Consider the following 26,274-nt stretch of genomic DNA (forward strand, 5'->3'; position numbering starts at 1 on the left):
AAACCAATGTGGGAGCGAGCCGGCTCCGGGCGGCGTTCCGACGAAAGCGGTGGGTCAGACAACATTGATGTCGACTGACACGCCCTCTTCGCGAGCAGGCTCGCTCCCTCATTTGATCGGGGGTCATCAAGGCGTCCGGTTACGGCGGGTTTCGATGATGTTCGGCAACTGGGAAATCCGTCCCAGCAACCGCCCCAGCGCATCCAGCCCCGGAATCTCGATGGTCAGGGACATCAACGCAGTGTTGTCCTCTTTGTTCGAGCGGGTGTTGACCGCCAGCACGTTGATCCGCTCGTTGAGCAGCACCTGCGACACGTCACGCAGCAAACCGGAGCGGTCGTAGGCGCGGATGACGATGTCCACCGGATACGTGAGCACCGGCACCGGGCCCCAGCTGACCTGGATGATCCGCTCTGGCTCGCGCCCGCCCAGTTGCAGCACCGAAGCGCAGTCCTGGCGGTGAATGCTCACGCCACGGCCCTGGGTGATGTAACCGACGATGGCATCCCCCGGCAACGGCTGGCAGCAGCCGGCCATTTGCGTCATCAGGTTGCCGACACCCTGGATCTGGATGTCGCCACGCTTGCCCGGTTTGTAGCCGGTGGCTTTGCGCGGGATCAGCTCCAGCTGTTCGTTGCCGCGTTCCGGCTCGACCAGTTGCTGCGCCAGGTTCACCAATTGCGCCAGGCGCAAATCACCGGCGCCCAATGCGGCGAACATGTCCTCGGCGGTCTTCATGTTGGCCTTGTCGGCCAGCTTTTCGAAGTCCACCGCCGGCAAGCCCAGACGATTGAGTTCACGCTCGAGCAGGGTCTTACCGGCCGCGACGTTCTGGTCACGCGCCTGCAATTTGAACCAGTGGACAATCTTCGCCCGCGCCCGCGAGGTGGTGATGTAACCCAGGTTAGGGTTCAGCCAGTCGCGGCTCGGGGTGCCGTGCTTGCTGGTGATGATCTCGACCTGTTCACCGGTTTGCAGGCTGTAGTTGAGCGGCACGATGCGCCCGTTGATCTTCGCGCCACGGCAGTTATGGCCGATCTCGGTGTGCACGCGGTAGGCGAAGTCCAGCGGCGTCGAGCCTTTCGGCAAGTCGATGGCATGACCGTCCGGGGTGAAGATGTAGACTCGGTCCGGCTCGATATCGACCCGCAGCTGTTCCGCCAGGCCGCCGATATCACCCAGCTCTTCGTGCCACTCGAGGACCTGACGCAACCACGAGATTTTCTCTTCGTAGTGGTTGGAGCCGGATTTGACGTCGGTGCCCTTGTAGCGCCAGTGCGCGCATACGCCCAGCTCGGCTTCCTCGTGCATGGCGTGGGTGCGGATCTGCACTTCCAGCACCTTGCCCTCGGGGCCGATCACCGCGGTGTGCAGCGAGCGATAGCCGTTCTCTTTCGGGTTGGCGATGTAGTCGTCGAATTCTTTCGGGATGTGCCGCCACAAGGTGTGGACAATGCCGAGCGCGGTGTAGCAATCGCGCATTTCCGGCACCAGCACGCGAACGGCGCGCACGTCGTAGATCTGGCTGAATTCCAGACCCTTGCGCTGCATTTTGCGCCAGATCGAATAGATGTGTTTGGCCCGGCCGCTGATGTCGGCATCGACGCCGGTGGCCTGCAATTCGTTCTTCAGCTGGCTCATCACGTCGGCGATGAAACGCTCGCGATCCAGGCGCCGTTCATGCAGCAACTTGGCGATTTGCTTGTACTGGTCAGGCTCAAGGTAACGGAAGGACAAGTCCTCCAGTTCCCACTTGATGTGACCGATACCGAGACGGTGCGCGAGGGGCGCATAGATGTCGAAGACTTCACGGGCGACGCGATTGCGTTTTTCGTCGTCGGCGGTTTTCACCGCGCGAATCGCGCAGGTGCGTTCAGCCAGCTTGATCAGTGCGACGCGAACGTCGTCGACCATGGCGACCAGCATTTTGCGCAGGTTTTCGACCTGGCCCTGAGTGCCCAGCACCAGGGATTTACGCGGGCTCAGGCTGTCGCTGATCGCCGCCATGCGTTGCACGCCGTCGATGAGCTTGGCCACCACCGGGCCGAAGCGCTGGCTGATCGCAGGCAAGAGGATCTGCCCTTCGCGCACGCCACGGTACAAGATCGCGGCGACCAGTGAATCCTGATCGAGTTTGAGGTCGGCGAGAATCTCGGCGATCTCAAGGCCCGTGCGGAAACTCGACGTCCCTTCGGACCAGAGATTCTTCGCCGCATTGGCCTGCTGTTCAGACGTACGAGCGAACTCGCACGCTTCCTTCAAGGCTTCGCGATCCAGTGCCGGATCGACACTGACCGCATGATCGAGCCAAGCCTCGAGATTGATACTGCCGTCTGTATTGATCGGCTGGTGTGCTCTCACCTGTACCATCTTGCTTACCTTCCCTACGACGCAGATTCAATGCGTCAAATCGCTGACCTTCGTTGCCCGCTTGCGCTCGCGGGGCTCATGCGAGCGCTGCACGGGCGGGACAGTCGGACCAGACGAGCCGTCCTAGCTCGCTTCAAATAACGCCATGGCCTCGACATGTGCCGTTTGAGGAAACATATCGAGAATCCCGGCACGTTTTAACCGGTAGCCCTGCTTGATCAATTCAACCGTGTCGCGCGCCAGCGTTGCCGGGTTGCACGACACGTACACCAACCGCTTGGCGCCCAGGGACGCCAGCTTGCGCACGGCCTCGAAAGCACCGTCACGCGGTGGGTCCAAGAGTACCGCACAAAAGCCTTCGCGCGCCCATTCAGCGTCGGTCAAAGGCTGGGATAAATCGGCCTGAAAAAACTTCGCGTTATGCAGATTATTGCTAGCCGCGTTCGCAGCGGCGCGCTCGACCATGGCCTGCACACCTTCCACCGCCACGACTTCGCGAACGGCCTTGGCCAGCGGCAAGGCAAAGTTACCCAAGCCACAAAACAAATCCAGAACCCGCTCATCCGCCTGCGGTTTCAGCCAGTCCAACGCCTGGGCAATCATCGCTTCGTTGACCCCGGCATTGACCTGAATGAAATCCCCCGGCCGGTAGGCCAGTTCCAGGTCCCACTGCTCCAGGCGATAACCCAGCGACGCATCGGCCTCGACCGGTTGTGGCTCACCGTCCCCATGCAGCCACAATTGGGCTTCATGGGCGGCGCAGAATTCCTTGAGGAGGGTCATGTCGGCGTCAGACAACGGCGCCATGTGCCGCAGCAATACGGCCAACGACGAACCGCTGAACAATTCCACATGCCCCAGCGCCTGAGGTTTGCTCAAGCGACGGAGCATCTCCGGCAAGTGGGTCATGATCGGTTGCAAGGGCTGTACCAGCACCGTGCATTCGTTGATCGCGACAATGTCCTGACTGCCCGCAGCGCGGAATCCGACGTCGAGTTTTTTCGCTTTCATGTCCCAGCGCACCGCCACACGGGCGCGACGGCGGTAACCGAATTCCGGACCGCTCAGCGGCGCTGCCCACTCTTGCGGTTCGACACCGGCGACTTTCGACAGTTGCTCGGCGAGCATGCGTTGTTTCAGGGCGAGTTGTTCAGAATGAGGCAGATGTTGCACGCTGCAGCCGCCACAGCGACCGGCGTGCGGGCACGGTGCCGGGCGACGCAGTTCGCTGGCCTGGAACACGCGCTCGGTGCGCGCCTCGACCACTTTGCCGTGGGCGCCCAATACTCGCGCCTCGACTTCTTCACCGGCCAAGGCGCCGATGACGAACCAGGTGCGACCTTCAAAAAAAGCGATACCGCGACCGTCATTGGCCAGGCGCTCGATGCTCAAGCGCTGCTTTTTGCCGGTCGGGATTTGTGGGGCCTTGCTGCCGCCCGTGGGTTGGAAGCGCAGGCCTCTCTCGTGCTTGGCCATCAGTTGGGCGCGTCGAAAATGCCGGTCGACAAGTAACGGTCGCCTCGGTCGCAGATGATCGCGACGATCACCGCGTTTTCAACTTCTTTGGACAGGCGCAGCATCGCTGCTACTGCACCGCCCGAGGACACGCCACAGAAGATGCCTTCTTCGCGGGCCAGACGACGGGTCACGTCCTCGGCTTCGCTTTGCGCCATGTCGACGATGCGGTCGACGCGATCCGCCTGATAAATCTTCGGCAGGTATTCCTGCGGCCAGCGACGGATGCCCGGAATCGCCGAGCCTTCCATCGGTTGCAGGCCGATGATTTGCACGCTGTCGCTCTGCTCTTTCAAGTAGCGCGAGACACCCATGATGGTGCCGGTGGTGCCCATCGAACTGACGAAATGGGTGATGGTGCCCTCGGTCTGGCGCCAGATTTCCGGGCCGGTGGTGGTGTAGTGCGCCTCCGGATTATCTCCGTTGGCGAACTGGTCCAGCACCTTGCCACGGCCTTCGGCTTCCATCCGCTGAGCGAGGTCGCGGGCGCCTTCCATGCCTTCTTCCTGAGTGACCAGGATCAGCTCGGCACCATAAGCCGTCATCGCGGCTTTACGTTCGGCACTGGAGTTGTCCGGCATGATCAGGATCATCTTGTAACCCTTGATCGCGGCGGCCATCGCCAACGCAATCCCGGTGTTGCCGGAAGTTGCTTCGATCAGCGTGTCGCCAGCGTGGATCTGCCCGCGCAACTCGGCGCGGGTGATCATCGACAGCGCCGGACGGTCCTTGACCGAACCCGCCGGGTTATTCCCTTCGAGCTTCAGCAAAAGGGTATTGCTGGTGGCGCCAGGCAGGCGCTGCAAACGGACCAGCGGAGTGTTGCCGACGCAATCGGCGATGGTTGGGTACTGCAAGGTCATGGCGTATTCGCAATCCAGACTGCGGGGGCGCCTATCATACCGGCAAACGTTCGCAGGCCATATCACGCAAAGTGCGGTGCTTATGGCTTATGGGAATAAGCAGCCTGGACAGGGACTATTCTGGCTGGAGATGACCGAAATATGGGCCCCCTGTGAAAGCTCAGTGGGCAATCACAGGGGGCAGCGGGGGTAGCCATTTCATTATTGGGACTGTGTTGATCACACCATCTGTGGGCGACCCACATCCCCTGTGGGAGCGAGCCTGCTCGCGAAGGCGTCATCGCTCACACCATCAACTTCAGCCACCAACCGCATATTCAGCCGCAACCCAACCCCAGTGTTCTCAGCCCACAGCTGCCCACCCTGACGCCGCACCGCATTCCTCGCAATGCTCAACCCCAACCCGAACCCGCCATCCCCCGGTCGCGAGCCGTCGAGCCGAATGAACGGGCAGAAGATCCGCTCTAGATCAGCCTCAGCCACCCCGCCGCCCTCATCCTCCAGCCACACATGCCAGAAATCACCATCGCGCTGCCCGCCCAGACTCACCACACCGCCCTCGGGCGAATGACGAATGGCGTTGCGCAGGATGTTTTCCATGGCCTGGGCCAGGGTATTGAGGTTGCCGCGCACCCAGCACGACGAAGCCACCGTGCAGCGCAATTGACTGCCCGGCCAGCCGCTTTCATAGCAGGCATTTTCCGTGAGCATTTCCCACAAGGCCTGAACCTGAATCGCTTCGTCGGGCAACGGCGCACGCTCGGTATCGAGCCAGGCCAGTTGCAGCGTGTCCTCGACCAGACGCTGCATGCCATCGACTTCCCGACCGATACGCTCGCGCAACGCCGTCAGCCCCTGCTCGCTTTCGCTGGCCACCCGCAAGCGGCTCAACGGTGTGCGCAGTTCGTGGGACAGATCGCGCAGCAACTGCTGCTGCAAGGCCACGGTGCTTTGCAGGCGCTCGGACATGTGATCGAAGGCCCGGCCCAGCTCGCCGAGTTCATCTGATCGATTGGTGGTGCTGCTCGACAGGCGCACGTTCAACTGGTCCGCGCGCCAGGCATTCGCCTGTTCGCGCAAACTGTTCAACGGCACGACCAGCAGTCGATACAGACCGACGCATAACAACAGCGTGAACAATCCCGGAATGATGCCGTTGGTGATCACCCGCCAGAACAGCCGGTATTGACCCGGAACAAAACGCTGGGGCAGCTCGATCACCAGGCTGCCCGCCGCCGGGTCTTTGGGAAAGGGGATTCTCAACCACGGCAAGCCTTTGGTATGGCGACTCGTTGGCCAATCCAGCCCACGCAAAAAGGTCAGGCGCTGAATTTCTTTATCCGTCAGCGGATAGCTGCTCAGCGACTGCAAATCAGCGCCGATGACGCCGACCCAGGATGTTTCGTGCTTGCCGATACCCTGCAGCCAGACATCGACGCCAGCACTCTGGTGTTGACTCCAGGCTTGCTCGGCTTCGGCGGCGTAGCCGGTTAGCGTGATCCGCGCCTCTTCGGACAAGAACAGGTTTTTCTGTTCCATGTACCGACCCCAGGACCAACTCAGCCAGATCATCAGCAGACAAAACGCTACCAGCAAACAGGCGAGTTTCCAGAACAGCGAGTACCGCCCAGGCAGGTCAGACCATTTCATCGGCAGCACTCAAGACGTAGCCTTTGCCCCAGACCGTGCGCACTTCGCGCTCGGTATAGCCGATGCCTTTGAGTTTGCGGCGGATCTGGCTGATGTGCATGTCGAGGCTGCGATCATGGGCGGCGTAACCGCGTTGCAGCACATGCTGATAAAGGAAGGCTTTGCTCAACACTTCATCGCCATTGCGATTGAGCGTTTCCAGCAACCGATATTCGCTGCGCGTCATGCCGGCGGCGTGCTCGCCATGGAAAACCTCACACAGCTCATCGTCGAACCGCAGGCTGTGCACCTCGCAGGCCAATGGCTGCGGCGCCGGTCGACGGTCGAGCGCCACCCGCCGCAGGATCGCTTCGATGCGCACGCGCAACTCGGCCATGCTGAAGGGTTTTGGCAGGTAGTCATCGGCGCCCAGGCGAAAGCCGCTGATGCGGTCCTCCTCGGCCCCCAGTGCGGACATCAGCACCACCGGCGTGGCGTGGCTCTGGCGTAATTGCGTCAACACATTGAGCCCGTCCAGGCCCGGCAACAGAATATCCATCAACACCACATCGAAAGCTTGCTGGCGCGCGATGGCCAGGCCTTCCTGGCCGTCCTGGCACCAGGTCACCTGAAAACCGCAACGGCCCAAATGCTCGTGCACATAAGCACCGAGCACGAGGTCGTCTTCGATGGAAAGGATTCGGGGATGGCCAATCGGGATGGGAGTCATCAGTATCTGCAAATAATTCTCAGTTGGGCGATTATTCAAGATTGCCTGCCGATGGGCAACCCAAGGTTTGCCCAAGACGCAAAACCAACCTACCGGCCGACGAATGACGACATCAATTTTACGAAGATTGCCTGCCTGCAAATCGCTACACTGCCCGGGTGGCGCGTACCGGATGTACCCGCAGGTCAATCAATCGCTGGATGCAGGAGAGATGCGTGCTCAAGAAACTGGGAATTAAAGGCCGCGTGCTGTTGCTGACCCTCTTGCCGACCACTTTGATGGCCTTGGTCCTAGGCGGCTATTTCACCTGGATGCAGCAGTCCGACTTGCAATCCCAACTGATGCAACGCGGCGAGATGATTGCCGAACAGCTTGCACCGCTGGTGGCCCCGGCCATGGCTCACCAGGACAATGAGCTGCTGGAACGCATCGCCACCCAGTCGCTGGAAACAGCCGACGTGCGCGCCGTGACCTTCCTCGCCCCCGACCGCACGCCAGTGGCCCATGCCGGCCCGACCATGCTCAATCCGGCGCCGCCGCTGGGCGACAGTTCGAAGATGTTGCGCCGTAGCGGCAACGATGCAACGCGCTATCTGCTGCCGGTATTCGGCAAACACCGCAACCTGGCCGGCGACTTGATTCCCGACGAAGCCGACCGCCTGCTGGGCTGGGTCGAACTCGAGCTGTCGCACAACGGTATGTTGCTGCGCGGTTACCGCAGCCTGTTTGCCAGCCTGATGATGATTGCTGCCGGACTGGCCGGTGCGGCGCTGCTGGCCCTGCGCATGGGCCGGACCATCAACCGGCCGATCAGCCAGATCAAACTGGCGGTGGCGCAACTCAAGGACGGTCATCTGGAAACCCGCCTGCCGCCCCTCGGCAGCCAGGAACTGGATGAACTGGCGTCCGGCATCAACCGCATGGCCGGCACCCTGCAAAATGCCCAGGAAGAATTGCAGCACAGCGTCGATCAGGCCACCGAAGACGTGCGCCAGAATCTGGAAACCATCGAGATCCAGAACATCGAGCTGGACCTGGCGCGCAAGGAAGCCCTGGAAGCGAGCCGGATCAAATCCGAATTCCTGGCTAACATGAGCCATGAAATCCGCACGCCGCTCAACGGCATTCTCGGCTTCACGCACTTGCTGCAAAAAAGCGAACTGACGCCGCGCCAGCTCGACTACCTGGGCACTATCGAAAAGTCCGCCGACAGCCTGCTGGGGATCATCAACGAGATCCTCGACTTCTCGAAAATCGAGGCCGGCAAACTGGTGCTCGACAATATTCCGTTCAACTTGCGCGATTTGCTGCAGGACACTCTGACCATCCTCGCCCCCGCCGCCCACGCCAAACAGCTGGAACTGGTGAGCCTGGTGTACCGCGACACGCCGTTGTCGCTGGTCGGCGACCCGCTGCGACTGAAGCAGATCCTCACCAACCTGGTCAGCAACGCCATCAAGTTCACCCGCGAAGGCACCATCGTCGCCCGCGCCATGCTCGAAGAAGAACACGAAGACAGCGTGCAACTGCGCATCAGCATTCAGGACACGGGCATCGGCCTGTCGAGCCAGGACGTGCGCGCGCTGTTCCAGGCCTTCAGCCAGGCTGACAACTCCCTGTCCCGGCAACCCGGCGGTACGGGTCTGGGGCTGGTGATTTCCAAGCGACTGATTGAACAGATGGGCGGCGAGATTGGCGTCGACAGTACACCGGGTGAAGGTTCGGAGTTCTGGATCAGCCTGAGCCTGCCCAAGACCCGCGATGACGCCGAAGACCTGCCCAGCGCGCCCCTGCTCGGGCGCCGCGTGGCGGTGCTGGAAAACCATGAACTGGCGCGGCAGGCATTGCAGCATCAACTGGAAGATTGCGGCCTGAGCGTCACGCCGTTCAATACCCTGGAAAACCTGGCCAATGGCGTGACCGGCGCGCATCAGACGGATCAGGCCATCGACCTGGCGGTGCTCGGCATCACCAGCAACGACATGCCGCCCGAGCGTCTCAACCAGCACATCTGGGACCTCGAACACCTGGGCTGCAAAGTCCTGGTGCTGTGCCCGACCACCGAGCAGACGCTGTTCCATCTTTCGGTGCCGAACCCGCACAGTCAGCTTCAGGCCAAACCGGCCTGCACGCGCAAACTGCGTCGGGCCTTGTCCGATCTGGTCAACCCGCGCCAGCAGCGCAGCGAACCCGGCGAACCGGTGTCGAGTCGTGCGCCGAAAGTACTGTGCGTCGACGACAACCCGGCCAACCTGTTGCTGGTGCAGACCCTGCTCGAAGACATGGGTGCCAAAGTGCTTGCGGTTGAAAGCGGTTACGCGGCGGTCAAAGCCGTGCAGAACGAAACCTTCGACCTGGTGCTGATGGACGTGCAAATGCCCGGCATGGACGGACGTCAAAGCACCGAGGCGATTCGTCAGTGGGAAAGCGAGCGGCATTGCACGCCGCTGCCGATCGTCGCCCTCACCGCTCACGCCATGGCCAATGAAAAACGCGCACTGCTGCAAAGCGGCATGGACGATTACCTGACCAAACCCATCAGCGAGCGGCAACTGGCGCAGGTGGTGCTGAAGTGGACAGGCCTCGCCCTGCGTAACCATGGGCCGGAACGTTCCAGCGACAGCCACGGCAGCGGGCATGATTTGCAGGTGCTAGACCCCGAAGAAGGTTTGCGCCTGGCCGCGGGCAAGGCGGATCTGGCGGCGGACATGCTGGCGATGTTACTGGCCTCGCTCGAAGCCGACCGCGAAGCCATTCGGGTTGCCCGCGAAAGCAACGACCAGAATGCACTGATCGAACGCGTCCATCGCTTGCACGGGGCGACCCGTTATTGCGGCGTCCCGCAACTGCGCGCCGCCTGCCAGCGCAGTGAAACCCTGCTCAAGCAACAAGACCCCAAAGCACCCGGCGCCCTGGAAGACCTCGACCGGGCGATCAATCGCCTGGCCGCGCATGCCCGTATCAACGCTTGATGCAGCGCAACGGCGCTGACCACCATCAGCGCTAAGCTGCTACATAAAGCTTGACCCGAGTTATCCAGGAGGATTCATGCGCACGATTCTTTTCAGCAGCCAGACCTACGACCGCGACAGTTTTCTGGGCGCCGAGCTGCCCGCCGGCATCGAACTGCACTTTCAATCGGCGCGGCTGAGCCTGGATACCGTGGCGCTGGCCGAACATCACGAGGTGGTCTGCGCCTTCATCAATGACGACCTCAGCGCCCCGGTGCTGGAACGTCTTGCCGCGGGCGGTACGCGCCTGATCGCCCTGCGCTCGGCCGGTTACAACCATGTCGACCTGCCCGCAGCCAAGCGCCTGGGCCTTGCGATCGTGCGCGTCCCGGCCTACTCGCCACACGCTGTGGCTGAACACGCGGTGGCGTTGATCCTGGCACTCAACCGCCGCCTGCACCGCGCCTACAACCGCACCCGCGAAGGCGACTTCAGCCTGCACGGGCTGACCGGCTTCGACCTCGTGGGCAAGACCGTCGGTGTGGTCGGCACCGGACAGATCGGCGCAACGTTCGCCAAGATCATGAACGGTTTCGGCTGCCAATTGCTCGCCTACGATCCGTTCCCCAATCCGCAGGTCGAAGCCCTTGGCGCTCGCTATCTTAGTTTGCCGCAACTGCTGGCGCAGTCGCAGATCATCAGCCTGCATTGCCCGCTCAACGAGCAGAGCAAACACCTGATCAACCGCGAATCACTGGCGCATATGCAACCCGGCGCGATGCTGATCAATACCGGGCGTGGCGGTCTGGTGGACACCCCGGCATTGATCGACGCCTTGAAGGACGGCCAATTGGGTTATCTGGGGCTGGATGTGTATGAAGAAGAGGCGCAGCTGTTTTTCGAGGACCGTTCGGACCTGCCGCTGCAGGACGATGTGCTGGCGCGGTTGCTGACCTTTCCGAATGTGATCATCACCGCGCACCAGGCCTTCCTGACCCGTGAAGCCCTGGGCGCGATTGCCGCGACGACCTTGCAGAACATCGTCGCCTGGGCCGCTGGAACGCCGCAGAACCGGGTCGAAGGCTGATTTTTCTCAGGCTTTGGACAACAGGATCATCAGTCCCAGCCAGCCGAAGCCGAGCAAGCGCTGCCCCACTGAATGCCCGCGACGCAGCAGGAACCAGACAAAAAACGGCGGCAGGAAGAAAATCATCAGTTTCAGCCAGAGTTCTACCGGTCGCGTCCCGTTCATCACGGGGATCGGTACCGGTGCTGGAGCTTCGGTTTCAACCTGGGTTTTTCGCTTACGTCCGAACGCGGCCGGCGTCACCCTCGCCACTTTCTCGTCCTCCGGCAAACGCCCGAAAGTAATCGGTGCCTGCACGGGCGCTACTGTCGAAGTGGCCGCTTGCACCGTTGCCGCCGGTGCACCGCAATGAATGCAAGCAGCCGCCGTGGAACTGATGCTTTGCTTGCACTCATAACATTCGATTAACGCCATGTCCGTTCCCTAGAGGTGTAAAAGCGGCAGTGTGCCATGAGTCGACCGGTTATTTGAACCTGATCGAAGGTCATCTCCCCGCCCCATGCTGCGAGCAGGCCCGTGATAGCATACCGCGCATATTTGGAGGACCCATGGTCGAACACGATTTCCGCTATAGCCTGATGAACCCGCAACACACCCTCACCGAATGCCGCGCCCTTGTGCCGGGGCGTTATCAAGTTACCGGCAACGGCGGCTCGATTCGTAACAACGACGTGTTGGTTGTGACCCTCAAAGGCGCCAAGGACTTGTCCATGCGCCTGACCGTCGAAACGGTTCGCCACTTGATCAATCCGCCTGGCCAATGGGTCGCGGTGGCCAGTGGTCCGGTATTCGGTGAACTGGCGATCCACACCTGGAAAGTCAACTGCGACAGCTGCGCCAAAGAGCTGAACTTCGAGTTTGCGGTCGACGCCAAGCTGGGCAACAAGGCTGAAAAGCCCGCTGCCACCGCGCGGATTGCCGAGTTGGGCTGGACCACCGTGGGTGAGAAGCACCAGTGCCCGACATGCCAGGAGCCCGCGTGATGAAACGCCTCGCCCTGACCACCCTGGTCGGTGCCAGCCTGCTGGGCTGCGCCGCCGAGCCGGTGCAACTGCAACAAAACCGTAGTTACATTCTGGAATGGATCGGCGAACGTCCGTTGATGGATTACAGCCACCTGACCATCACCCTGGGTGACGACGGCCGGGCCTATGGCAACGGCGGCTGCAACCATTGGTTCGCGCCGTACACCCTGGAAGGCGACAAGCTGAGCTTCGGCCAGATCGGCAGCACCCGCAAGCTGTGTGCGCCAGCGATCATGGAGCAGGAAAAACGCTTCTTGCAGGCGCTGGAAGGCGTGCAGCGCTGGGACATTTCCCCGATCGAGCAGATGCGCTTCTGGCCGGCCGAAGGCAAGCCGCTGCGTTGGTGGCTTGAAGAGGGTTGATCACCCTGCTGCAACCTGAAAACAACTGTGGCGAGGGGGCTTGCCCCCGTTGGGCTGCGAAGCGGCCCCAAAATCTCTGATATACCAAAGATCTTGTGAGCGCTACGCACTCAAACGGGGGCAAGCCCCCTCGCCACAACAGCTCCCTCGCCACAAAATCCCGTCAGGCACAGACCCGCGTCTAATCACTTGACCGCCTGCAACGCCTCAAGCTTCGCCATCACCCCCGCCGCCGTCTGCTCGCCCATCAGTTGTTCGCGAACCTTGCCCTTGTTATCGATGATGTACGTCACCGGCAAGGCTTCACTGCGTGGCAGTTCAAAAAGATCGGCGGGGTCTGAAGCCAGTACGGTGAACTTGATCCCCAGTTTCTCGCTGGCGCTCTTCAGTTCTTCACCCTGCACGTTGTCGAAATTGACCCCGAACACGCCGATCTTCTTGTCCTTCAATTGATCGGCCAACGCGTTCAACTGCGGAATTTCGGTCCGGCAAGGGCCGCACCATTCAGCCCAGTAATTAAGCACCACCCATTGTTTGTCGAGGCGCTCGGAGGCTACTTTCTGGCCGTTCTGGTCGACGCCATAGTCATTGCCGCAGCCCCCCAGCATCAACGCCCCGATAATCGCCAATGCCGCTGCCAGTCGCCTTGTCATGTGGTAATCCTTGCTCAAAATTGAATGCGCCTGCGACCCATCGCCTCGCAAGGTTCTGGATTGCGCGCTGCACAGTTAGAATAGCCGCCACTTTACGCAAGAAGCGACCCGCACATGACCGATCTGACGCTTTATCACAACCCGCGCTGCTCGAAATCCCGCGGTGCGCTCGAACTGCTCGAAGCCCGTGGCCTGACCCCGACCGTGGTCCGCTACCTCGAAACCCCGCTGGACGCCGCACAAATCCAGAGCCTGCTGAGCAAGCTCGGCCTCAGCGCCCGGCAACTGCTGCGCACCGGTGAGGACGAGTACAAAACCCTCAATCTGGCGGACAGCAGCCTGAGCGAAGCGCAATTGATCGCGGCCATCGCGGCTCATCCGAAACTCATGGAGCGCCCGATTCTGGAAGTCGGCAACAAAGCCGTCATCGGCCGTCCGCCGGAGCAGATCCTGGAGTTGCTGCCGTGAGTGCGCCCTACATTCTGGTTCTGTATTACAGCCGCAGCGGCTCGACCAATGAAATGGCCCGGCAGATTGCCCGCGGCGTCGAGCAGTCCGGGATGGAAGCACGCCTGCGCACCGTGCCGGCGATTTCCACCGAATGCGAAGCCGTGTCACCGGACATTCCGGACGAAGGCGCGCTGTACGCCAGCCTCGACGACCTGAAGAACTGCGCGGGCCTGGCCCTGGGCAGCCCGACCCGTTTCGGCAACATGGCTGCGCCACTCAAGTATTTCCTCGATGGCACCAGCAACCTGTGGCTGACCGGCGCGCTGGTGGGCAAACCGGCGGGCGTGTTCACCTCCACGGCGAGCCTGCACGGCGGCCAGGAAACCACGCTGCTGTCGATGATGTTGCCGCTGTTGCACCACGGCATGCTGATCACCGGCCTGCCTTACAGCGAATCGGCATTGCTGGAAACCCGTGGCGGCGGCACGCCGTACGGCGCCAGTCATCACGCCGGGGCCGATGGCAAAAGCGGTTTGAATGAACATGAAGTGGCGCTGTGCCGGGCCTTGGGCCTGCGGTTGGCGAAGACTGCGCAAAAACTGGGGAACTGACGTGGCCAAGAAGCCGAAGATTCTACCGTCCATCGAATGGCTCGAACCGCGGGTCCGGGCGATGCGCGTCGTCAGCCTGCTGTGCTTTTTCGGTCTGGTTGGGCTGTTGTGCGCCTACTACCTGGTGTTTGCCGATCTGCATGGCGCACGGCCGTGGGTGATTCTGCTGATCGAGTTGGTGCCGCTGCTGTTGCTGGCGCCGGGGATGATCATCGGCAGTGCGCGCGGGCATTCGTGGATGTGTTTTGTGGTGAACCTGTACTTCATCAAGGGCGCGCTGGCGGCGTATGACCCGAATCGGCAGTTGTTTGGGTTGCTGGAGATGGGTGCGAGCCTGGCGGTGTTTTGCTCGGCGTTGTTGTATGTGCGGTGGCGGTTTCAGTTGAATCGCAAGCTTGCCGGTGAAGGTGAAATTTCCGTCGCCTGATCTGACGTCTTCGCGAGCAGGCTCGCTCCCACCAGGACCGCGTGAACCCTGTGGGAGCGAGCCTGCTCGCGAATGCCGCGACTCGGTTTTAATGATTCACTGTGTAGGCAAGCATCATCGAAATCTGGCTCATCGCCCGCCCGCCACTCTGTTCATGCCACTGGTTGAACACATCCTGCACCAAGGCCAGATCGCGCAAACTGGTCGGCACCTTGTCGACGATCTTCTGCGCATTCAACGCCGCGACCACGTCGTAGCTCGGCACAAACGTGTCCTTGCCGACCATGCGCAAGAAGCGCGGTGCCGACAGCCCGCCCAATTGATGGCCGCGTTTTTTCAGGTAGGTCCACAGCCCGACGATATCCGTCACCGGCCAATCGGCAATCAGCGCACCGAAGCTGCCCTTCTCATGCGCGACGTCCAAAATGAACTGCGCATTGCGCGGCACGCTTTTGAGCTTGCCCAAGTGGCGGATGATTCGCGCGTCCTGCATCAAGCGCTCGAGGTGTTCGGCGCTCATCAGCACGACTTTTTCCGGGTCGAACTTGAAGAACACTTCTTCGAAGGCCGGCCACTTGGCGTCCACCAGACTGTGCTTGAGGCCGGCACGAAACACTCGCAGGGCCATGGTCGACAGGTAGCGGTCGTCGCTGATCTTGCGCAATTGTGCCGGGGTTTTCGGAACGGGCAGATGGGCTTCCAGTTCAGCTGCTGACCCGAAGCGGTTCAGACAGTATTCGTGCAGCCACTTGTAATCGCGCATGCCCTCTCCTGAGGTATTAAACAAAAAACCAAATGTGGGAGCGAGCCTGCTCGCGAAGAGGGAGTATCAGTCAACCTATTCGTTGAATGACACACCGCTTTCGCGAGCAGGCTCGCTCCCACAGTTTTAATCAGAGGTTTACCACGTTGACGAAGCGCGAAGCCGCTGTCTCGTCGATCTTGAGGCTGGTGAAATCAAACAGGTTGCGATCCGCCAATTGTGACGGCTGCACATTTTGCAGGCTGCGGAAAATGCTTTCGGTACGGCCCGGGGTCTTGCGCTCCCAGTCTTGCAGCATGTCCTTGACCACCTGGCGTTGCAGGTTTTCCTGGGAACCGCAGAGGTTGCACGGGATGATCGGGAACTGCTTGAAATCCGAATAGGCCTGGATGTCTCTTTCGTTGCAGTACGCCAGCGGACGGATCACCACGTTGCGACCATCATCGGCACGCAGTTTAGGCGGCATGGCCTTGAGCGAACCGTTGAAGAACATGTTGAGGAAGAACGTCTCGACGATGTCGTCCCGGTGATGACCGAGGGCCATTTTGGTCGCGCCTATTTCGTCGGCAAAGGTGTACAGCGTGCCGCGACGCAGGCGCGAGCACAGCGAGCAGGTGGTCTTGCCCTCGGGAATAAGCTCCTTGACCACCGAGTAAGTGTCCTTCTCGACGATGTGGTACTCGATGCCCAGTTCCTTGAGGTAGGCCGGCAGCACGTGCTCCGGGAAACCTGGCTGCTTCTGGTCCATGTTCACGGCCACGATCTCGAACTTGATCGGGGCGACCTTCTGCAAGTGCATCAGCACGTCGAGCAGGGTGTAGCTGTCCTTGCCACCGGACAGGCAGACCATGACCTTATCGCCGTCTTCAATCATGTTGAAATCGGCAACAGCCTCACCGGCCTGACGGCGAAGGCGCTTTTGCAGTTTGTTCTGGTTAACCGTGAGAGTGCCCATGACGCGAATCCGTGAGGTGTGACGAAAGGCCGGCATTTTACGCAAAAACCCATCAGGGGCGAAGTGCCTGGGGCTTCACTTTATCTGGGTTCAGCATCCCCCTGTGGCGAGGGATCGGCGTGCACAGACCCGTCGGCGATTAACAGAGATCTTTACAGCGCGATTTGCTCTAAGCCCCTATCACCTGTGCGGGTAAGTCCTTTCTATACTGCGACATAAGGTCGCATTCAAATCCAGACCTTTACTTACGTGGCCACTTTGGCCTGTAGGCGCTCCACTGGGGGGCGACGGTAAAAACAAGAGGAGTGACTGGCATGATCCATCACGTAGTGGGGCTCTTCACCCACCCCGACCAGGAATGGAAAGAAATCCGTGGCGACCAAGAGGAAAGCATCAGCCACATGTACCTGACCCACACGCTGATTCTGGCGGCGATCCCCGCCGTGTCCGCGTTTATCGGCACCACGCAGGTCGGCTGGGTTATCGGCAGCCGTGCCCCGGTGATGCTGACGCAGGAAAGCGCGCTATGGATGACGATCATGTCGTACGTGGCGATGCTCGGCGGTGTTGCAGTGATGGGGGCGTTCATCCACTGGATGGCTCGCACCTATGACGCCAACCCGAGCCTGGCCCGTTGCGTTGCGTTTGCGACCTATACCGCGACCCCGCTGTTCATCGGCGGTCTGGCGGCGCTGTACCCACACATGTGGCTGGGGATGATCGTCGGGACGGCGGCCATCTGCTACACGGTGTACCTGCTGTACGTGGGGCTACCCACTTTCATGAACATTCCATCAGACGAGGGGTTCCTGTTTTCAAGTTCGGTGCTTGCGGTAGGCCTGGTGGTGCTGGTTGCCATCATGGCGTTCACAGTCATTGTCTGGGGACTCGGCGTGGGGCCGGTCTATACGAATTAATGCTGCTTTCCACCCAAAAACTAGATCTGCCAATACAGGCCGCCGCAAGGCGGCCTTCTAATGCCGGGGGCGACGACCATTCGGCGCCTCGGCGATTCGCAAGACTCCAGGGTTGCGGCATACTCGACGTCTCTGGAGATCCATCAAGCATGCCCGAGCAACTCAATACCCGCGTCGAAGACTGTTACCTACTCGCCGAATCCTTTTTCAAACGCACTTTCAAACGCCCCGTGGTGAGCCTCAAGCTGCGTGGTCAAAAAGCCGGTGTCGCGCATTTGCACGAGAACCTGTTGCGCTTCAACCCTCAGCTGTACCGGGAAAACACCGAAGACTTCCTCAAGCAAACCGTGGCCCACGAGGTCGCGCACCTGATCGCTCATCAACTGTTTGGCGACCGTATCCAGCCACACGGTGAAGAGTGGCAACTGATCATGCGCGGCGTGTACGAACTGCCGCCCAATCGCTGCCACACCTACGACGTCAAACGCCGCAGCGTGACGCGCTATATCTACAAATGCCCGTGCGCGGACAGCGATTTCCCGTTTTCGGCGCAGCGCCATGGTTTGGTGCGCCAGGGCCGGCGGTATCTGTGCCGGCGGTGTCGGAGCACGCTGGTGTTCAGTGGGGAGATGCGGGTCGAGTAGCAAGATTTGCGGTGCATGTACCGGCCCTTTCGCGAGCAGGCTCGCTCCCACAGGGGATTTTCGGCGTGACACAAATCCAGTGTGGGAGCGAGCCTGCTCGCGAAGGGGCCTTGGCATTCACTACACAACCACCTTGGCACGCCGCAATTCTGCGATCTGCTCAGCACTCATCCCCAACTCCCCCAACACCTGATCCGTATGCTGCCCCAGCGCCGCACCGATATGCCGGGGCTCAGGCAAGCCATCCGAAAACTTCAAGGGACACGCCATCTGCGCCTGAGTCGTCCCGTCACCACGGGGTACTTCGGCCACCAGCTCCCGCGCCTTCAGCTGTGGATGCGCAATCGCCTCACCCAGATTCAACACCGGCTCAACACACGCATCCAGTTCAGCAAACAGGCCGCACAACTCGCCAAAGTCATGTTTCTCGAATTCAGTTTTCAACGCGTCCTTGAGCTTTTTCTGATCCGCAGGCTTTGGCGACAAGCCCAAGGGCGACAACTCCTCCAGCCCCAGCGCCGTACACAGTTGCTTCATGAACGCGGGCTCCAGGCTGCCCACCGATAACCAGCGTCCATCCCCTGAACGGTAATAGTCATAGAAGCTGCCGCCATTGAGCATCTGGTCTTCCCTGCCCGGCTCCACGCCGCAGGCCAGGTACCCGGCGCCAGCCATGGCGTTCAGGCTGAACGCGCAATCGGTCATGCTCACATCCAGATGCTGGCCCTGCCCGGTTTGCTGCCGGGCGATCACCGCCGCGAGCAGGCCGATGACCCCGTGCAGCGAGCCACCGGCGACATCCGCCACTTGCATGCCCAACGGCAGCGGCCCGCTGTCGGCGCGGCCGGTGTAGCTGGCCAGCCCCGCCAGCGCCAGGTAGTTGATGTCGTGGCCGGCGCGGTCCTTGTAGGGGCCGGTCTGGCCATAACCGGTAATCGATACGTAGATCAGCTTTGGATTGATCGCCTTCAAGGCTTCATACCCCAACCCCAGGCGTTCCATCACACCGGGACGGAACTGCTCCAGCACGATGTCGTAGTCGGCCAGCAACTGCTTGATCACCGCCAGCGCCTCGGGGTGCTTGAGGTCCAGCGCCAGGCTGCGCTTGTTGCGATTGAGGTAGGCGTGACTGGCGGAAACCCCCTGATCATGCGGCGGCAGCACCCGCAGCAGATCCATGCGGGTCGGCGATTCGATGCGCAACACCTCGGCGCCCATGTCCGCCAGCAACAACGAGGCAAACGGCCCCGGTAACAGTGTCGAAAAATCCAGAACCTTGAGTGATGCCAATGGCCCGAGCATGAACGATCTCCGTGAACGATGCCTCCAGCCTAGGCAGCCATTGGCATTGCAGCAATCACCCGAAGTGTCAGCAAAGGTGACCGTTGCGCTCAAATTGCGGACAAGAAAAAACCCGCCGAAGCGGGTTTTTCATTGCAACGCGTGTTACTTGACGTTGGTTGGGGTTGGGCCTTCGGCCACGCCCAGGTCGTCTTCTACGCGTTCATCGGAGATGCCGCGACCGCCAGAAGCCAGTTCAGCGTGCATCACGTCAACGTCCAGTTCCTTGACCCACTTGGCCACAACCAGGGTGGCAACGGCGTTACCCACCAGGTTGGTCAGGGCGCGGGCTTCGGACATGAAACGGTCGATACCGAGGATCAGCGCCAAGCCGGCAACCGGCAAGTGGCCAACGGCGGACAAGGTAGCGGCCAACACAATGAAACCACTACCGGTCACGCCGGCAGCGCCTTTGGAAGACAGCAGCAACACCACCAACAGGGTGATCTGGTGGGTGATGTCCATGTGGGTGTCGGTCGCCTGAGCGATGAACACGGCCGCCATGGTCAGGTAGATCGCGGTGCCGTCGAGGTTGAACGAGTAACCGGTCGGGATCACCAGACCCACGACGGATTTCTGCGCGCCCAGGCGTTCCATCTTGATCAGCATGCGTGGCAGTACCGATTCCGAAGAAGAAGTACCCAGCACGATCAGCAATTCTTCACGGATGTAGCGAATCACTTTCAGCACGCTGAAGCCGTGAGCGCGAGCAATGCCGCCCAGTACGACCAGCACGAACACGACGCATGTGATGTAGAAGCAGGCCATCAACTGACCCAGCTGCACCAGCGAGCCGACACCGTAGGCGCCGATGGTGAACGCCATGGCGCCGAAGGCACCCAGTGGCGCGAGCTTCATGATCATGTTGATGATGTTGAACATCACGTGGGCGAAACGATCGATGAAGTCCAGCAGCGGGCGGCCGTAGGCACCCAGGCGATGCAGGGCGAAACCGAAGATCACCGAGAACATCAGCACTTGCAGGATATCGCCGGTGGCGAACGCGCCGAAGATGGTGTTCGGGATCACGTTCAGCAGGAAGCCAACCACGCTTTGATCAGCGCCAGCGGCCACATACTGAGCCACTTTGGAGGCATCCAGCGTGGTCACGTCGATGTGCATGCCGGCACCCGGCTGGACGATGTTGACCACCACGAGACCGACCAACAGTGCGATGGTCGAAACGATTTCGAAGTAGAGCAGCGCGTAACCACCGGTCTTGCCGACCGATTTCATGTCCTGCATACCGGCGATACCGCTGACCACGGTGCAGAAGATGATCGGAGCGATGATCATTTTGATCAGCTTGATGAACCCGTCACCCAGCGGCTTGAGGGCCACACCAGTCTGCGGATAAAAGTGACCGATCAAAACGCCGATGATGATGGCAACGATCACCTGGAAATACAGGGATTTGTACAGTGGCTGACGAGTCGTCATTGCAAAGTTCCTCAAGAGTGCCCGGTGACAACATCCACCTGTTGTCCCTGACACCTGAATTGCGAACCCTCCTGCTTCTGGAGGGATTTGTTTTTCGAGCTGCGCGACGGCAGGCATCTGCTCGTTGTATCGCAAGGCCCGTGCCACCTTCGCTAAAATCCCTGCAAGCCTTTTGACATCAAGGGCTGCAGGTTTTTCTTCGTCACTGAGTGGTGACACCGATGTGGCGGATTTCCGCCCATCCACCCAACCTCGTCCGGCAATTTGGCGGATATCCGCCTTGTTCCTCGACGGTCAGCGCGGCTACCATCCGTCGTTCAATGGACGGACCTGCCTTCTATGCGCGAACGCACCATCGCCAGTCATTTCGCCCGTGCCGTTCTCGGTGGCGCACGCCGGCTGGGTTATGACTATTCAAACCTGTTGCAGCAACTGGGCATCAGTCCCGAGCTGCTGGACGAACCGCGTGCGCGTATCGCACCTGAGCAGTTCACCCGATTGATCCAGGGCCTGTGGCTGGCACTGGACGACGAATACCTCGGATTCGGGCCGGTCGCGAGTAAAACCGGCAGCTTCGCCATGATGTGCCACGCCGTGATCCACTGCCGCAATCTGGATAAAGCACTGCATCGCGGCTTATTGTTTTATAGCTTATTCCCCGAGGGTCCGCGCCTGACCCTGAGCCACGAAGGCGAAATGATCCGCCTGAGCCTCGACGATTCGAAGTTCCAGGACCCGGACCATTTCCTTACCGAAAGCCAGTTGATGGTGTGGCATCGGCTCGGCAGCTGGCTGATTGGCCAGCGCATGCGCCTGGAACAGGCGACGTTCAGTTACCCAAGACCCGAACACGGCGCCGAATACGACTTGCTGTTCCCCTGCCCGATGGTGTTTTCCTCGGCGCAGAGCAGCCTGCTGTTTCACAGTCGCTACCTGAACATGCCGCTGTTGCAGGACGATCGCACCCTCAAGCACTTCCTCGAACACTCCCCCGCCGACCTGCTGTCACGCCCGGATGACGGCGACAGCCTGAGCAGCCAGTTGCGCCGCTTGCTCAGCCGCGACAGCGCTCGCTGGCCGGACCTGGAAGCGGTGGCCGCGCACATGCACATCAGTCCGCAGACCTTGCGTCGGCATTTGCGCGAGGAAGGCACGAGTTTTCAGGAATTGAAGGATCAGCTAAGGCGCGACATTGCGATTTATCACCTGGGGCGCGCGGATTTGTCGTTGCAGCAGATTGCCGAGCAGTTGGGGTTTTCCGAGCCTTCGGCGTTTCATCGGGCGTTCAAGAAATGGACCGGGTTGACGCCTGGGGCTTATCGCGCGCAGGAGAATTGATTTTTGCGTTGAATTGACTGGCCTCTTCGCGAGCAGGCTCGCTCCCACAGTTGATCTCGGATATTCACAAATAGTGTGGTCACTGAAGATCCCTTGTGGGAGCGAGCCTGCTCGCGAAGAACGATGACGCGGTCTACCTGACTCAATATTGGCTAAGGCGGATCAAGCCTGTCCAGCATCCGGTTCACCGCCAGCTCCCCCAGCATCACAACCTGCGCAATCCCTAGCACCGTGTTGCGCTGCGTCCCCTCCACCTGCCCCGCAATTTCACTGAGCATCACACTCGCCGACGCCATGGTTTCACAGGCGCTGACCAACAGGGTTTCATCATTGGTGTCGGTTTCCGGCGGGTTGGGAGTGATCTTGAACATGTGCAGCTACGTGGTTGATTGAGCCGCCACGGCTTATCGCTAAACAAGTAAAGGTGGCGGCTGTACGCAGGTTAGCGATCCGGGACACAGAAACCCCGGGTAGACCTCGAGGGGTCTCCCACGCACAGCCGCCATTACGCGAATTGCAGCTTTTGCGTCTGTGTAGGGGATCGGATCGCTAAACCCGATCGCTGATTCGTCAGCGACCCGCAAACGATAGAACCCACGCCCCAGACGCACAAGCCGGCGGATTCTGGCGTAGTCGTAGGCAACGGCGCAAGGATGTGTAGCCTGAGCGAGTGTCTGGAGATGTGTTTTAAACATCACCGTTTAATGCTCACTCAGGCCATAGGGAAAACCAGATCAGCCAGAAAAATAAATGCGTCCCCTTTTCCCCGCAGTTGATCTCGGATATTCACAAATAGTGTGGTCACTGAAGATCCCTTGTGGGAGCGAGCCTGCTCGCGAAGAACGATGACGCGGTCTACCTGACTCAATATCGGCTAAGGCGGATCAAGCCTGTCCAGCATCCGGTTCATCGCCAGTTCCCCCAGCATCACAACCTGCGCAATCCCCAGCACCGTGTTGCGCTGCGTCCCCTCCACCTGCCCCGCAAATTCACTGAGCATCACACTCGCCGACGCCATGGTTTCACAGGCGCTGACCAACAGGGTTTCATCATTGGTGTCGGCCCCGACGAAGTAGATCGTGCTGGGTTTGCGGGCGGTGTCTTTGGGAATGACCGGTTTGAGGTAGTAATCGAGGGCGCGGTCGGCAGCTTTGTTGAGTTTTTTGGAATCGGGGGGTTTCGTAGGGGGAGACGTCGTCGGTGTCGGTTTCTGGCGGGTTGGGAGTGATCTTGAACATTTGAAGCTCCTAGAGTTATGGAGCCGCTACTCATCGCTGCTAAACGAAAAACGGGTGGCGGCTATGCGCGGGTTAGCAGACCAGGACTCTAGAACCCGGCGCACCGAAGTGCCCCACGCAAAGCCGCCATAAAACGACGGACGTTGTGCATCTAGAGAGATCCGGGCTGCTAAACCCGATCGCTGATTGGTCAGCGACGGGATAACGATAGGACCCAAGCCTTAGACACACAAGCCGGCGGATTCTGGCGTAGTCGTAGGCAACGGCGCAAGGATGTGTAGCCTGAGTGAGTGTCTGGAGATGTGTTTTAAACATCGCCGTTTAATGCTCGCTCAGGCCTCACGGGACGCAACTTCGGATAAATAAATACGTCCTCTTTTTCGCTAATTAACCGTGTTCCAGTAACGAGGCAGCACCGATAAGACATCGGACGCTGTATCTCTGAGCGTCCATTCGGTCCGCCCCATATTGGGATGTATGGAAGCGGTAGAGGCAGGGGAGACTCCTGACGTACTTCCGGCTAAAACAAGCACGCCGGACATACCGTAGTTTATTTGATTGATGTAAATCATCCGATCATAGGGTAAGGCCTGGCACGTCACGCGAAAGATAATCGGCCCTCTTTCGGAAACCGTGACAGGTATCCTGCTGCCGCTTGGATAGCTACCTCCCAACTGTCTGGTGATGGACACCAGAATCGGTGGCACAGCCGCGATGACTCGAATGGTCCAGTTTTCGGACGTACCGCGAGTGTCTTTCGCACTATAGATATGGTCGCCTACCAAGAGCCCCGCGATCGGAAGCTCCCAATGCCCTCCAGTCGCAGTAACCCGCCCCTTTAATTGCCCACTGTCGTAGATCTCGACGACCGCCCCCTCCTGCGCGGTTCCTGATAGTTTCACCGAGCGGGCCACAGTCTCCGTCCCTGGCGAAATGATCCGGTCGGAGGTGTCTCTGACCATCGTAATGGCAGGCAAGATGAGTGCTTCGGCCTTGATTGTGTAAGTGCAAATCGGAAAGGTGACGAGAGTCGCGCCCTCAGCAATTTGAATCTTGAACGTTGCCGTTACCGAACTGCCATTCTTGAGCGTTTTCAACCAGCCAATCGGTGCCGGCCGAATCAGCGGCAGTCCTCCGTCATGCGGTTGCCCTACGAGGTCGTCGAAAGTAGTCCTGCCATTTATGTCGACGCCTGCATATTGCAACCAACAAGTATTCGTCCCGCTGGATTGAGGCCACCATGCTGCAATCCGCAGCTTATCCGACGCCTGCATTTTGGTTACATCCAACTGTCCAGCTACTGCTCCATCGATCGCTGGGGTCGGAAACCGCGTGTCGCCATCGGCTATTCGTAGCACGCTCAATACCAGCGGCCCTGACTGGGCAATCTGCTCCCCGCCGCGTATCAGCCTCCAGCGCAGACGGAACTCCTTGCCGTAGTGCGTGCTGAGGAATGCCGCATCAAGGTCGAAGTTGGCCCGAAAGTTCTTGTTCAGCGTCACCACCGCAAACGGCGGGGAATCCGGCGGCGGGTTGACCTCAAACAGTTGCGCCTGACCACCGTTTTGGTCAGTGAGGTGTTCTACACGCACTTTCACTCCGGTCAGGAACTTCAGTAAATCGATCGGGTTAGTGGCTGGCGCGACCAGTAGCGGTGCACTCAATTTAACGAGGCTTTCACCAATGACCGGCGCCTTGGCGGGCAACGAAGTGGCGATGACCTTCCCCCCTTGGACCTGTTCGTAAATCACTGACACGGCGCCGCCCTTCAAAACCTTAGTCACAGGAACTTGCAGTTTGTGGGTGAAAGGTAGTCGCGTTACAGGCATCTCGACGGTATGGGTGACGGGCAATCCTGTTTCCGGGGTGCAGGTGTAAGTCATCCGGATCGTGTCATTGGCCGCCCACAGGGGTGAAAATACGTGAACCAGCACATAGAGAAAATCCTTCACCTTGCCCAGGTCAATTGTCTCTGGATCATCGGCCGGATCGTCCGGATTCTCGCTCAAATCAGGGGCCGTCAATGTGACTCGTTCAGTATTGACATTAGCCTTGATGACGCTCGACCAACGCCGCTTATGGGTCGGGTTGTTTACATGATCAACCGCGGTGAAGGAGAACGGAAATTCAGGATGACTACCGGCCCGTTCGAACATGCTGCGGGTGACGGTGATCACGAACGGTTTACCCTCGTCACCCGGTTGTACCGTGAAGGTGAAACGTTCGCGATTAAGCTCGAGCGTGATGACGTCGTAAGCCCTCATGAACGGATAAGACAACGTGACCGGCACACCTCGATCCACCTCGTCCTTGCCGATCTGAGGCGGGTTGCCCAGTTCGGGCGGCAGGCTGATGCGCAGGTCGGGATGAGCCCCTGTACCGGGAACGTCGTTCCCGCCCGGAAGGTCGCGGTGGTAGAGCGCCCATGATTCGGTTGAGGGGCCACTGTTGCCGCTGGTGCTTTCCACCTCGTACATAAAACGATGCACCCCGTCATTCAGCAGCGACTGAAAGACGTTGAAATACACAGGGTTGTTCTGATCGGCCGGGGCCACCGGTTTGCGCTCGATCAACTGCCACTGCGTATCCCGGGGTCCCTGCACGTACAGCGCAATGTTTAGATAATTCCCACCCAAGGGCGGATCAACCACAGCCTGTACCGCCCCTTCCCGACTGCCATCCCTTCTGAGGACCTCCCTGAAGCTCGCTTGCGGCAGACCCTCCACCGGCACCCCGGCGGGAGGCGCTGGCGTGACGATAACGCCGGGGGTAGCACCGGCAAATTTCACCGGTGCGTTGACCAGCACACCAGGGGTTGATTCGTTGGCCGTCATGGGACACCTTCCTTCTCAATGAGCCCATGTTTGCAGGGGCTTTGAGGGGTGATCAGACACCCGGAGAAGGAAGCTTGGCTACTGTCAGAAATAACAGGTACAGGCCCTTTTACGACGAATGGTCAGTACCT

Annotated in this window: 23 protein-coding genes and 1 pseudogene; 10 read left to right on the forward strand and 14 right to left on the reverse strand. The window is 60.0% G+C overall.

What is annotated here, in order from left to right; translation table 11 throughout:
- Positions 1–126: 126 nt before the first annotated feature.
- From relA to ACWKV5_RS11905, 5 genes are all read right to left on the reverse strand, one after another.
- Positions 127–2,370 carry a GTP diphosphokinase gene (relA, locus tag ACWKV5_RS11885; RefSeq protein WP_483841404.1) on the reverse strand — a complete coding sequence of 748 codons (2,244 nt, stop codon included), beginning with the start codon at positions 2,368–2,370 and terminating at the stop codon, positions 127–129.
- 123 nt (positions 2,371–2,493) lie between these two features.
- Positions 2,494–3,846, reverse strand: coding sequence for a 23S rRNA (uracil(1939)-C(5))-methyltransferase RlmD (gene rlmD / locus ACWKV5_RS11890; protein WP_483841405.1), 1,353 nt, complete (start codon positions 3,844–3,846; stop codon positions 2,494–2,496).
- Complete coding sequence (gene cysM, locus ACWKV5_RS11895) at positions 3,846–4,748, reverse strand: cysteine synthase CysM (RefSeq protein WP_392890799.1); 903 nt, start codon at positions 4,746–4,748, stop codon at positions 3,846–3,848. Before cysM ends, rlmD begins: the two co-directional genes overlap by 1 nt.
- Before the next feature lie 219 nt (positions 4,749–4,967).
- Positions 4,968–6,398, reverse strand: coding sequence for a histidine kinase sensor domain-containing protein (locus ACWKV5_RS11900; protein ID WP_483841406.1), 1,431 nt, complete (start codon positions 6,396–6,398; stop codon positions 4,968–4,970).
- Positions 6,385–7,107, reverse strand: coding sequence for a response regulator transcription factor (locus tag ACWKV5_RS11905; RefSeq protein ID WP_483841407.1), 723 nt, complete (start codon positions 7,105–7,107; stop codon positions 6,385–6,387). The genes ACWKV5_RS11900 and ACWKV5_RS11905 overlap by 14 nt, the downstream gene beginning before the upstream one ends.
- Before the next feature lie 215 nt (positions 7,108–7,322).
- Here ACWKV5_RS11905 and ACWKV5_RS11910 point away from each other — a divergent pair, with 215 nt between their 5' ends.
- Together ACWKV5_RS11910 and ACWKV5_RS11915 are read left to right on the forward strand one after the other, a co-directional pair.
- Positions 7,323–10,079, forward strand: coding sequence for a response regulator (locus tag ACWKV5_RS11910; protein ID WP_483841408.1), 2,757 nt, complete (start codon positions 7,323–7,325; stop codon positions 10,077–10,079).
- 76 nt (positions 10,080–10,155) lie between these two features.
- Positions 10,156–11,145: a 2-hydroxyacid dehydrogenase gene (locus ACWKV5_RS11915; RefSeq protein ID WP_483841409.1), complete on the forward strand. Its 990-nt coding sequence runs from the start codon at positions 10,156–10,158 to the stop codon at positions 11,143–11,145.
- A gap of 6 nt (positions 11,146–11,151) precedes the next feature.
- Here ACWKV5_RS11915 and ACWKV5_RS11920 read toward each other — a convergent pair whose 3' ends face one another.
- The gene (locus ACWKV5_RS11920) at positions 11,152–11,559 is read right to left on the reverse strand and encodes a hypothetical protein (RefSeq protein ID WP_483841410.1); all 408 of its coding nucleotides are present in this window, start codon (positions 11,557–11,559) and stop codon (positions 11,152–11,154) included.
- Positions 11,560–11,693: 134 nt separating this feature from the next.
- Between ACWKV5_RS11920 and ACWKV5_RS11925 the strand changes: the two genes are divergently transcribed.
- Together ACWKV5_RS11925 and ACWKV5_RS11930 are read left to right on the forward strand one after the other, a co-directional pair.
- Positions 11,694–12,128 carry a hypothetical protein gene (locus tag ACWKV5_RS11925; protein ID WP_483841411.1) on the forward strand — a complete coding sequence of 145 codons (435 nt, stop codon included), beginning with the start codon at positions 11,694–11,696 and terminating at the stop codon, positions 12,126–12,128.
- Entirely contained in the window at positions 12,128–12,532 is a 405-nt protein-coding gene (locus ACWKV5_RS11930) for an META domain-containing protein (RefSeq protein ID WP_483841412.1), read from the forward strand. The genes ACWKV5_RS11925 and ACWKV5_RS11930 overlap by 1 nt, the downstream gene beginning before the upstream one ends.
- Before the next feature lie 185 nt (positions 12,533–12,717).
- Here ACWKV5_RS11930 and ACWKV5_RS11935 read toward each other — a convergent pair whose 3' ends face one another.
- Positions 12,718–13,185 carry a TlpA disulfide reductase family protein gene (locus ACWKV5_RS11935; protein ID WP_483841413.1) on the reverse strand — a complete coding sequence of 156 codons (468 nt, stop codon included), beginning with the start codon at positions 13,183–13,185 and terminating at the stop codon, positions 12,718–12,720.
- 114 nt (positions 13,186–13,299) lie between these two features.
- Here ACWKV5_RS11935 and arsC point away from each other — a divergent pair, with 114 nt between their 5' ends.
- Genes arsC through ACWKV5_RS11950 form a run of 3 tightly spaced genes read left to right on the forward strand, consistent with a single transcriptional unit; the run spans position 13,300 to position 14,673 of the window.
- The gene (gene arsC, locus ACWKV5_RS11940) at positions 13,300–13,653 is read left to right on the forward strand and encodes an arsenate reductase (glutaredoxin) (RefSeq protein ID WP_483841414.1); all 354 of its coding nucleotides are present in this window, start codon (positions 13,300–13,302) and stop codon (positions 13,651–13,653) included.
- Entirely contained in the window at positions 13,650–14,246 is a 597-nt protein-coding gene (gene wrbA / locus ACWKV5_RS11945; RefSeq protein ID WP_027923973.1) for an NAD(P)H:quinone oxidoreductase, read from the forward strand. Before arsC ends, wrbA begins: the two co-directional genes overlap by 4 nt.
- A gap of 1 nt (position 14,247) precedes the next feature.
- On the forward strand, positions 14,248–14,673 hold the full coding sequence (locus tag ACWKV5_RS11950) for a DUF2069 domain-containing protein (protein ID WP_223519740.1): 426 nt from the start codon (positions 14,248–14,250) through the stop codon (positions 14,671–14,673).
- An 88-nt stretch (positions 14,674–14,761) separates the two neighbouring features.
- Here ACWKV5_RS11950 and ACWKV5_RS11955 read toward each other — a convergent pair whose 3' ends face one another.
- Together ACWKV5_RS11955 and ttcA are read right to left on the reverse strand one after the other, a co-directional pair.
- Positions 14,762–15,436 carry a DNA-3-methyladenine glycosylase I gene (locus ACWKV5_RS11955; protein WP_056743285.1) on the reverse strand — a complete coding sequence of 225 codons (675 nt, stop codon included), beginning with the start codon at positions 15,434–15,436 and terminating at the stop codon, positions 14,762–14,764.
- A 130-nt stretch (positions 15,437–15,566) separates the two neighbouring features.
- A complete protein-coding gene (gene ttcA, locus ACWKV5_RS11960) occupies positions 15,567–16,391 on the reverse strand; it encodes a tRNA 2-thiocytidine(32) synthetase TtcA (RefSeq protein ID WP_483841415.1) in 825 nt (274 codons plus the stop codon).
- Between the two features lie 314 nt (positions 16,392–16,705).
- Between ttcA and ACWKV5_RS11965 the strand changes: the two genes are divergently transcribed.
- Together ACWKV5_RS11965 and ACWKV5_RS11970 are read left to right on the forward strand one after the other, a co-directional pair.
- Positions 16,706–17,308 (forward strand): Yip1 family protein, encoded by a 603-nt coding sequence (locus tag ACWKV5_RS11965; RefSeq protein WP_008029348.1) that lies wholly within the window; start codon positions 16,706–16,708, stop codon positions 17,306–17,308.
- Positions 17,309–17,457: 149 nt separating this feature from the next.
- Complete coding sequence (locus ACWKV5_RS11970) at positions 17,458–17,952, forward strand: SprT family zinc-dependent metalloprotease (protein WP_140667407.1); 495 nt, start codon at positions 17,458–17,460, stop codon at positions 17,950–17,952.
- A gap of 120 nt (positions 17,953–18,072) precedes the next feature.
- On the opposite strand, the gene ACWKV5_RS11975 is transcribed toward ACWKV5_RS11970, so the two are convergent.
- Both ACWKV5_RS11975 and ACWKV5_RS11980 read right to left on the reverse strand, forming a co-directional pair.
- Positions 18,073–19,254, reverse strand: a complete 1,182-nt coding sequence (locus tag ACWKV5_RS11975) for a CaiB/BaiF CoA transferase family protein (RefSeq protein ID WP_483841416.1) — start codon at positions 19,252–19,254, stop codon at positions 18,073–18,075.
- 144 nt (positions 19,255–19,398) lie between these two features.
- Positions 19,399–20,733 carry a dicarboxylate/amino acid:cation symporter gene (locus ACWKV5_RS11980; protein WP_123432822.1) on the reverse strand — a complete coding sequence of 445 codons (1,335 nt, stop codon included), beginning with the start codon at positions 20,731–20,733 and terminating at the stop codon, positions 19,399–19,401.
- Positions 20,734–21,072: 339 nt separating this feature from the next.
- Here ACWKV5_RS11980 and ACWKV5_RS11985 point away from each other — a divergent pair, with 339 nt between their 5' ends.
- Entirely contained in the window at positions 21,073–22,071 is a 999-nt protein-coding gene (locus ACWKV5_RS11985; RefSeq protein WP_483841417.1) for an AraC family transcriptional regulator, read from the forward strand.
- A 152-nt stretch (positions 22,072–22,223) separates the two neighbouring features.
- On the opposite strand, the gene ACWKV5_RS11990 is transcribed toward ACWKV5_RS11985, so the two are convergent.
- The 3 genes and pseudogenes from ACWKV5_RS11990 to ACWKV5_RS12000 form a co-directional block, all read right to left on the reverse strand.
- The gene (locus ACWKV5_RS11990; RefSeq protein WP_483841418.1) at positions 22,224–22,442 is read right to left on the reverse strand and encodes a DUF6124 family protein; all 219 of its coding nucleotides are present in this window, start codon (positions 22,440–22,442) and stop codon (positions 22,224–22,226) included.
- A gap of 503 nt (positions 22,443–22,945) precedes the next feature.
- A pseudogene (locus ACWKV5_RS11995) lies at positions 22,946–23,309 on the reverse strand (DUF6124 family protein).
- Positions 23,310–23,692: 383 nt separating this feature from the next.
- The gene (locus ACWKV5_RS12000; protein ID WP_483841419.1) at positions 23,693–26,143 is read right to left on the reverse strand and encodes a hypothetical protein; all 2,451 of its coding nucleotides are present in this window, start codon (positions 26,141–26,143) and stop codon (positions 23,693–23,695) included.
- Positions 26,144–26,274 lie beyond the last annotated feature (131 nt).

The organism is Pseudomonas oplopanacis (assembly GCF_057128725.1).

Excerpts from the sequence above, each read along its gene's own strand:
- cysM (WP_392890799.1), bottom strand. The coding sequence starts at position 4,748 with ATGACCTTGCAGTACCCAACCATCGCCGATTGCGTCGGCAACACTCCG.
- relA (WP_483841404.1), bottom strand. The coding sequence starts at position 2,370 with ATGGTACAGGTGAGAGCACACCAGCCGATCAATACAGACGGCAGTATC.
- ACWKV5_RS11955 (WP_056743285.1), bottom strand. The coding sequence starts at position 15,436 with ATGCGCGATTACAAGTGGCTGCACGAATACTGTCTGAACCGCTTCGGG.
- ACWKV5_RS11970 (WP_140667407.1), top strand. The coding sequence starts at position 17,458 with ATGCCCGAGCAACTCAATACCCGCGTCGAAGACTGTTACCTACTCGCC.
- ACWKV5_RS11920 (WP_483841410.1), bottom strand. The coding sequence starts at position 11,559 with ATGGCGTTAATCGAATGTTATGAGTGCAAGCAAAGCATCAGTTCCACG.
- ACWKV5_RS11975 (WP_483841416.1), bottom strand. The coding sequence starts at position 19,254 with ATGCTCGGGCCATTGGCATCACTCAAGGTTCTGGATTTTTCGACACTG.
- ACWKV5_RS11935 (WP_483841413.1), bottom strand. The coding sequence starts at position 13,185 with ATGACAAGGCGACTGGCAGCGGCATTGGCGATTATCGGGGCGTTGATG.
- ACWKV5_RS11915 (WP_483841409.1), top strand. The coding sequence starts at position 10,156 with ATGCGCACGATTCTTTTCAGCAGCCAGACCTACGACCGCGACAGTTTT.
- ACWKV5_RS11900 (WP_483841406.1), bottom strand. The coding sequence starts at position 6,398 with ATGAAATGGTCTGACCTGCCTGGGCGGTACTCGCTGTTCTGGAAACTC.
- arsC (WP_483841414.1), top strand. The coding sequence starts at position 13,300 with ATGACCGATCTGACGCTTTATCACAACCCGCGCTGCTCGAAATCCCGC.
- ACWKV5_RS11990 (WP_483841418.1), bottom strand. The coding sequence starts at position 22,442 with ATGTTCAAGATCACTCCCAACCCGCCGGAAACCGACACCAATGATGAA.
- ACWKV5_RS11985 (WP_483841417.1), top strand. The coding sequence starts at position 21,073 with ATGCGCGAACGCACCATCGCCAGTCATTTCGCCCGTGCCGTTCTCGGT.
- ACWKV5_RS11930 (WP_483841412.1), top strand. The coding sequence starts at position 12,128 with ATGAAACGCCTCGCCCTGACCACCCTGGTCGGTGCCAGCCTGCTGGGC.
- rlmD (WP_483841405.1), bottom strand. The coding sequence starts at position 3,846 with ATGGCCAAGCACGAGAGAGGCCTGCGCTTCCAACCCACGGGCGGCAGC.
- ACWKV5_RS11965 (WP_008029348.1), top strand. The coding sequence starts at position 16,706 with ATGATCCATCACGTAGTGGGGCTCTTCACCCACCCCGACCAGGAATGG.
- ttcA (WP_483841415.1), bottom strand. The coding sequence starts at position 16,391 with ATGGGCACTCTCACGGTTAACCAGAACAAACTGCAAAAGCGCCTTCGC.
- ACWKV5_RS11905 (WP_483841407.1), bottom strand. The coding sequence starts at position 7,107 with ATGACTCCCATCCCGATTGGCCATCCCCGAATCCTTTCCATCGAAGAC.
- ACWKV5_RS12000 (WP_483841419.1), bottom strand. The coding sequence starts at position 26,143 with ATGACGGCCAACGAATCAACCCCTGGTGTGCTGGTCAACGCACCGGTG.
- ACWKV5_RS11980 (WP_123432822.1), bottom strand. The coding sequence starts at position 20,733 with ATGACGACTCGTCAGCCACTGTACAAATCCCTGTATTTCCAGGTGATC.
- ACWKV5_RS11925 (WP_483841411.1), top strand. The coding sequence starts at position 11,694 with ATGGTCGAACACGATTTCCGCTATAGCCTGATGAACCCGCAACACACC.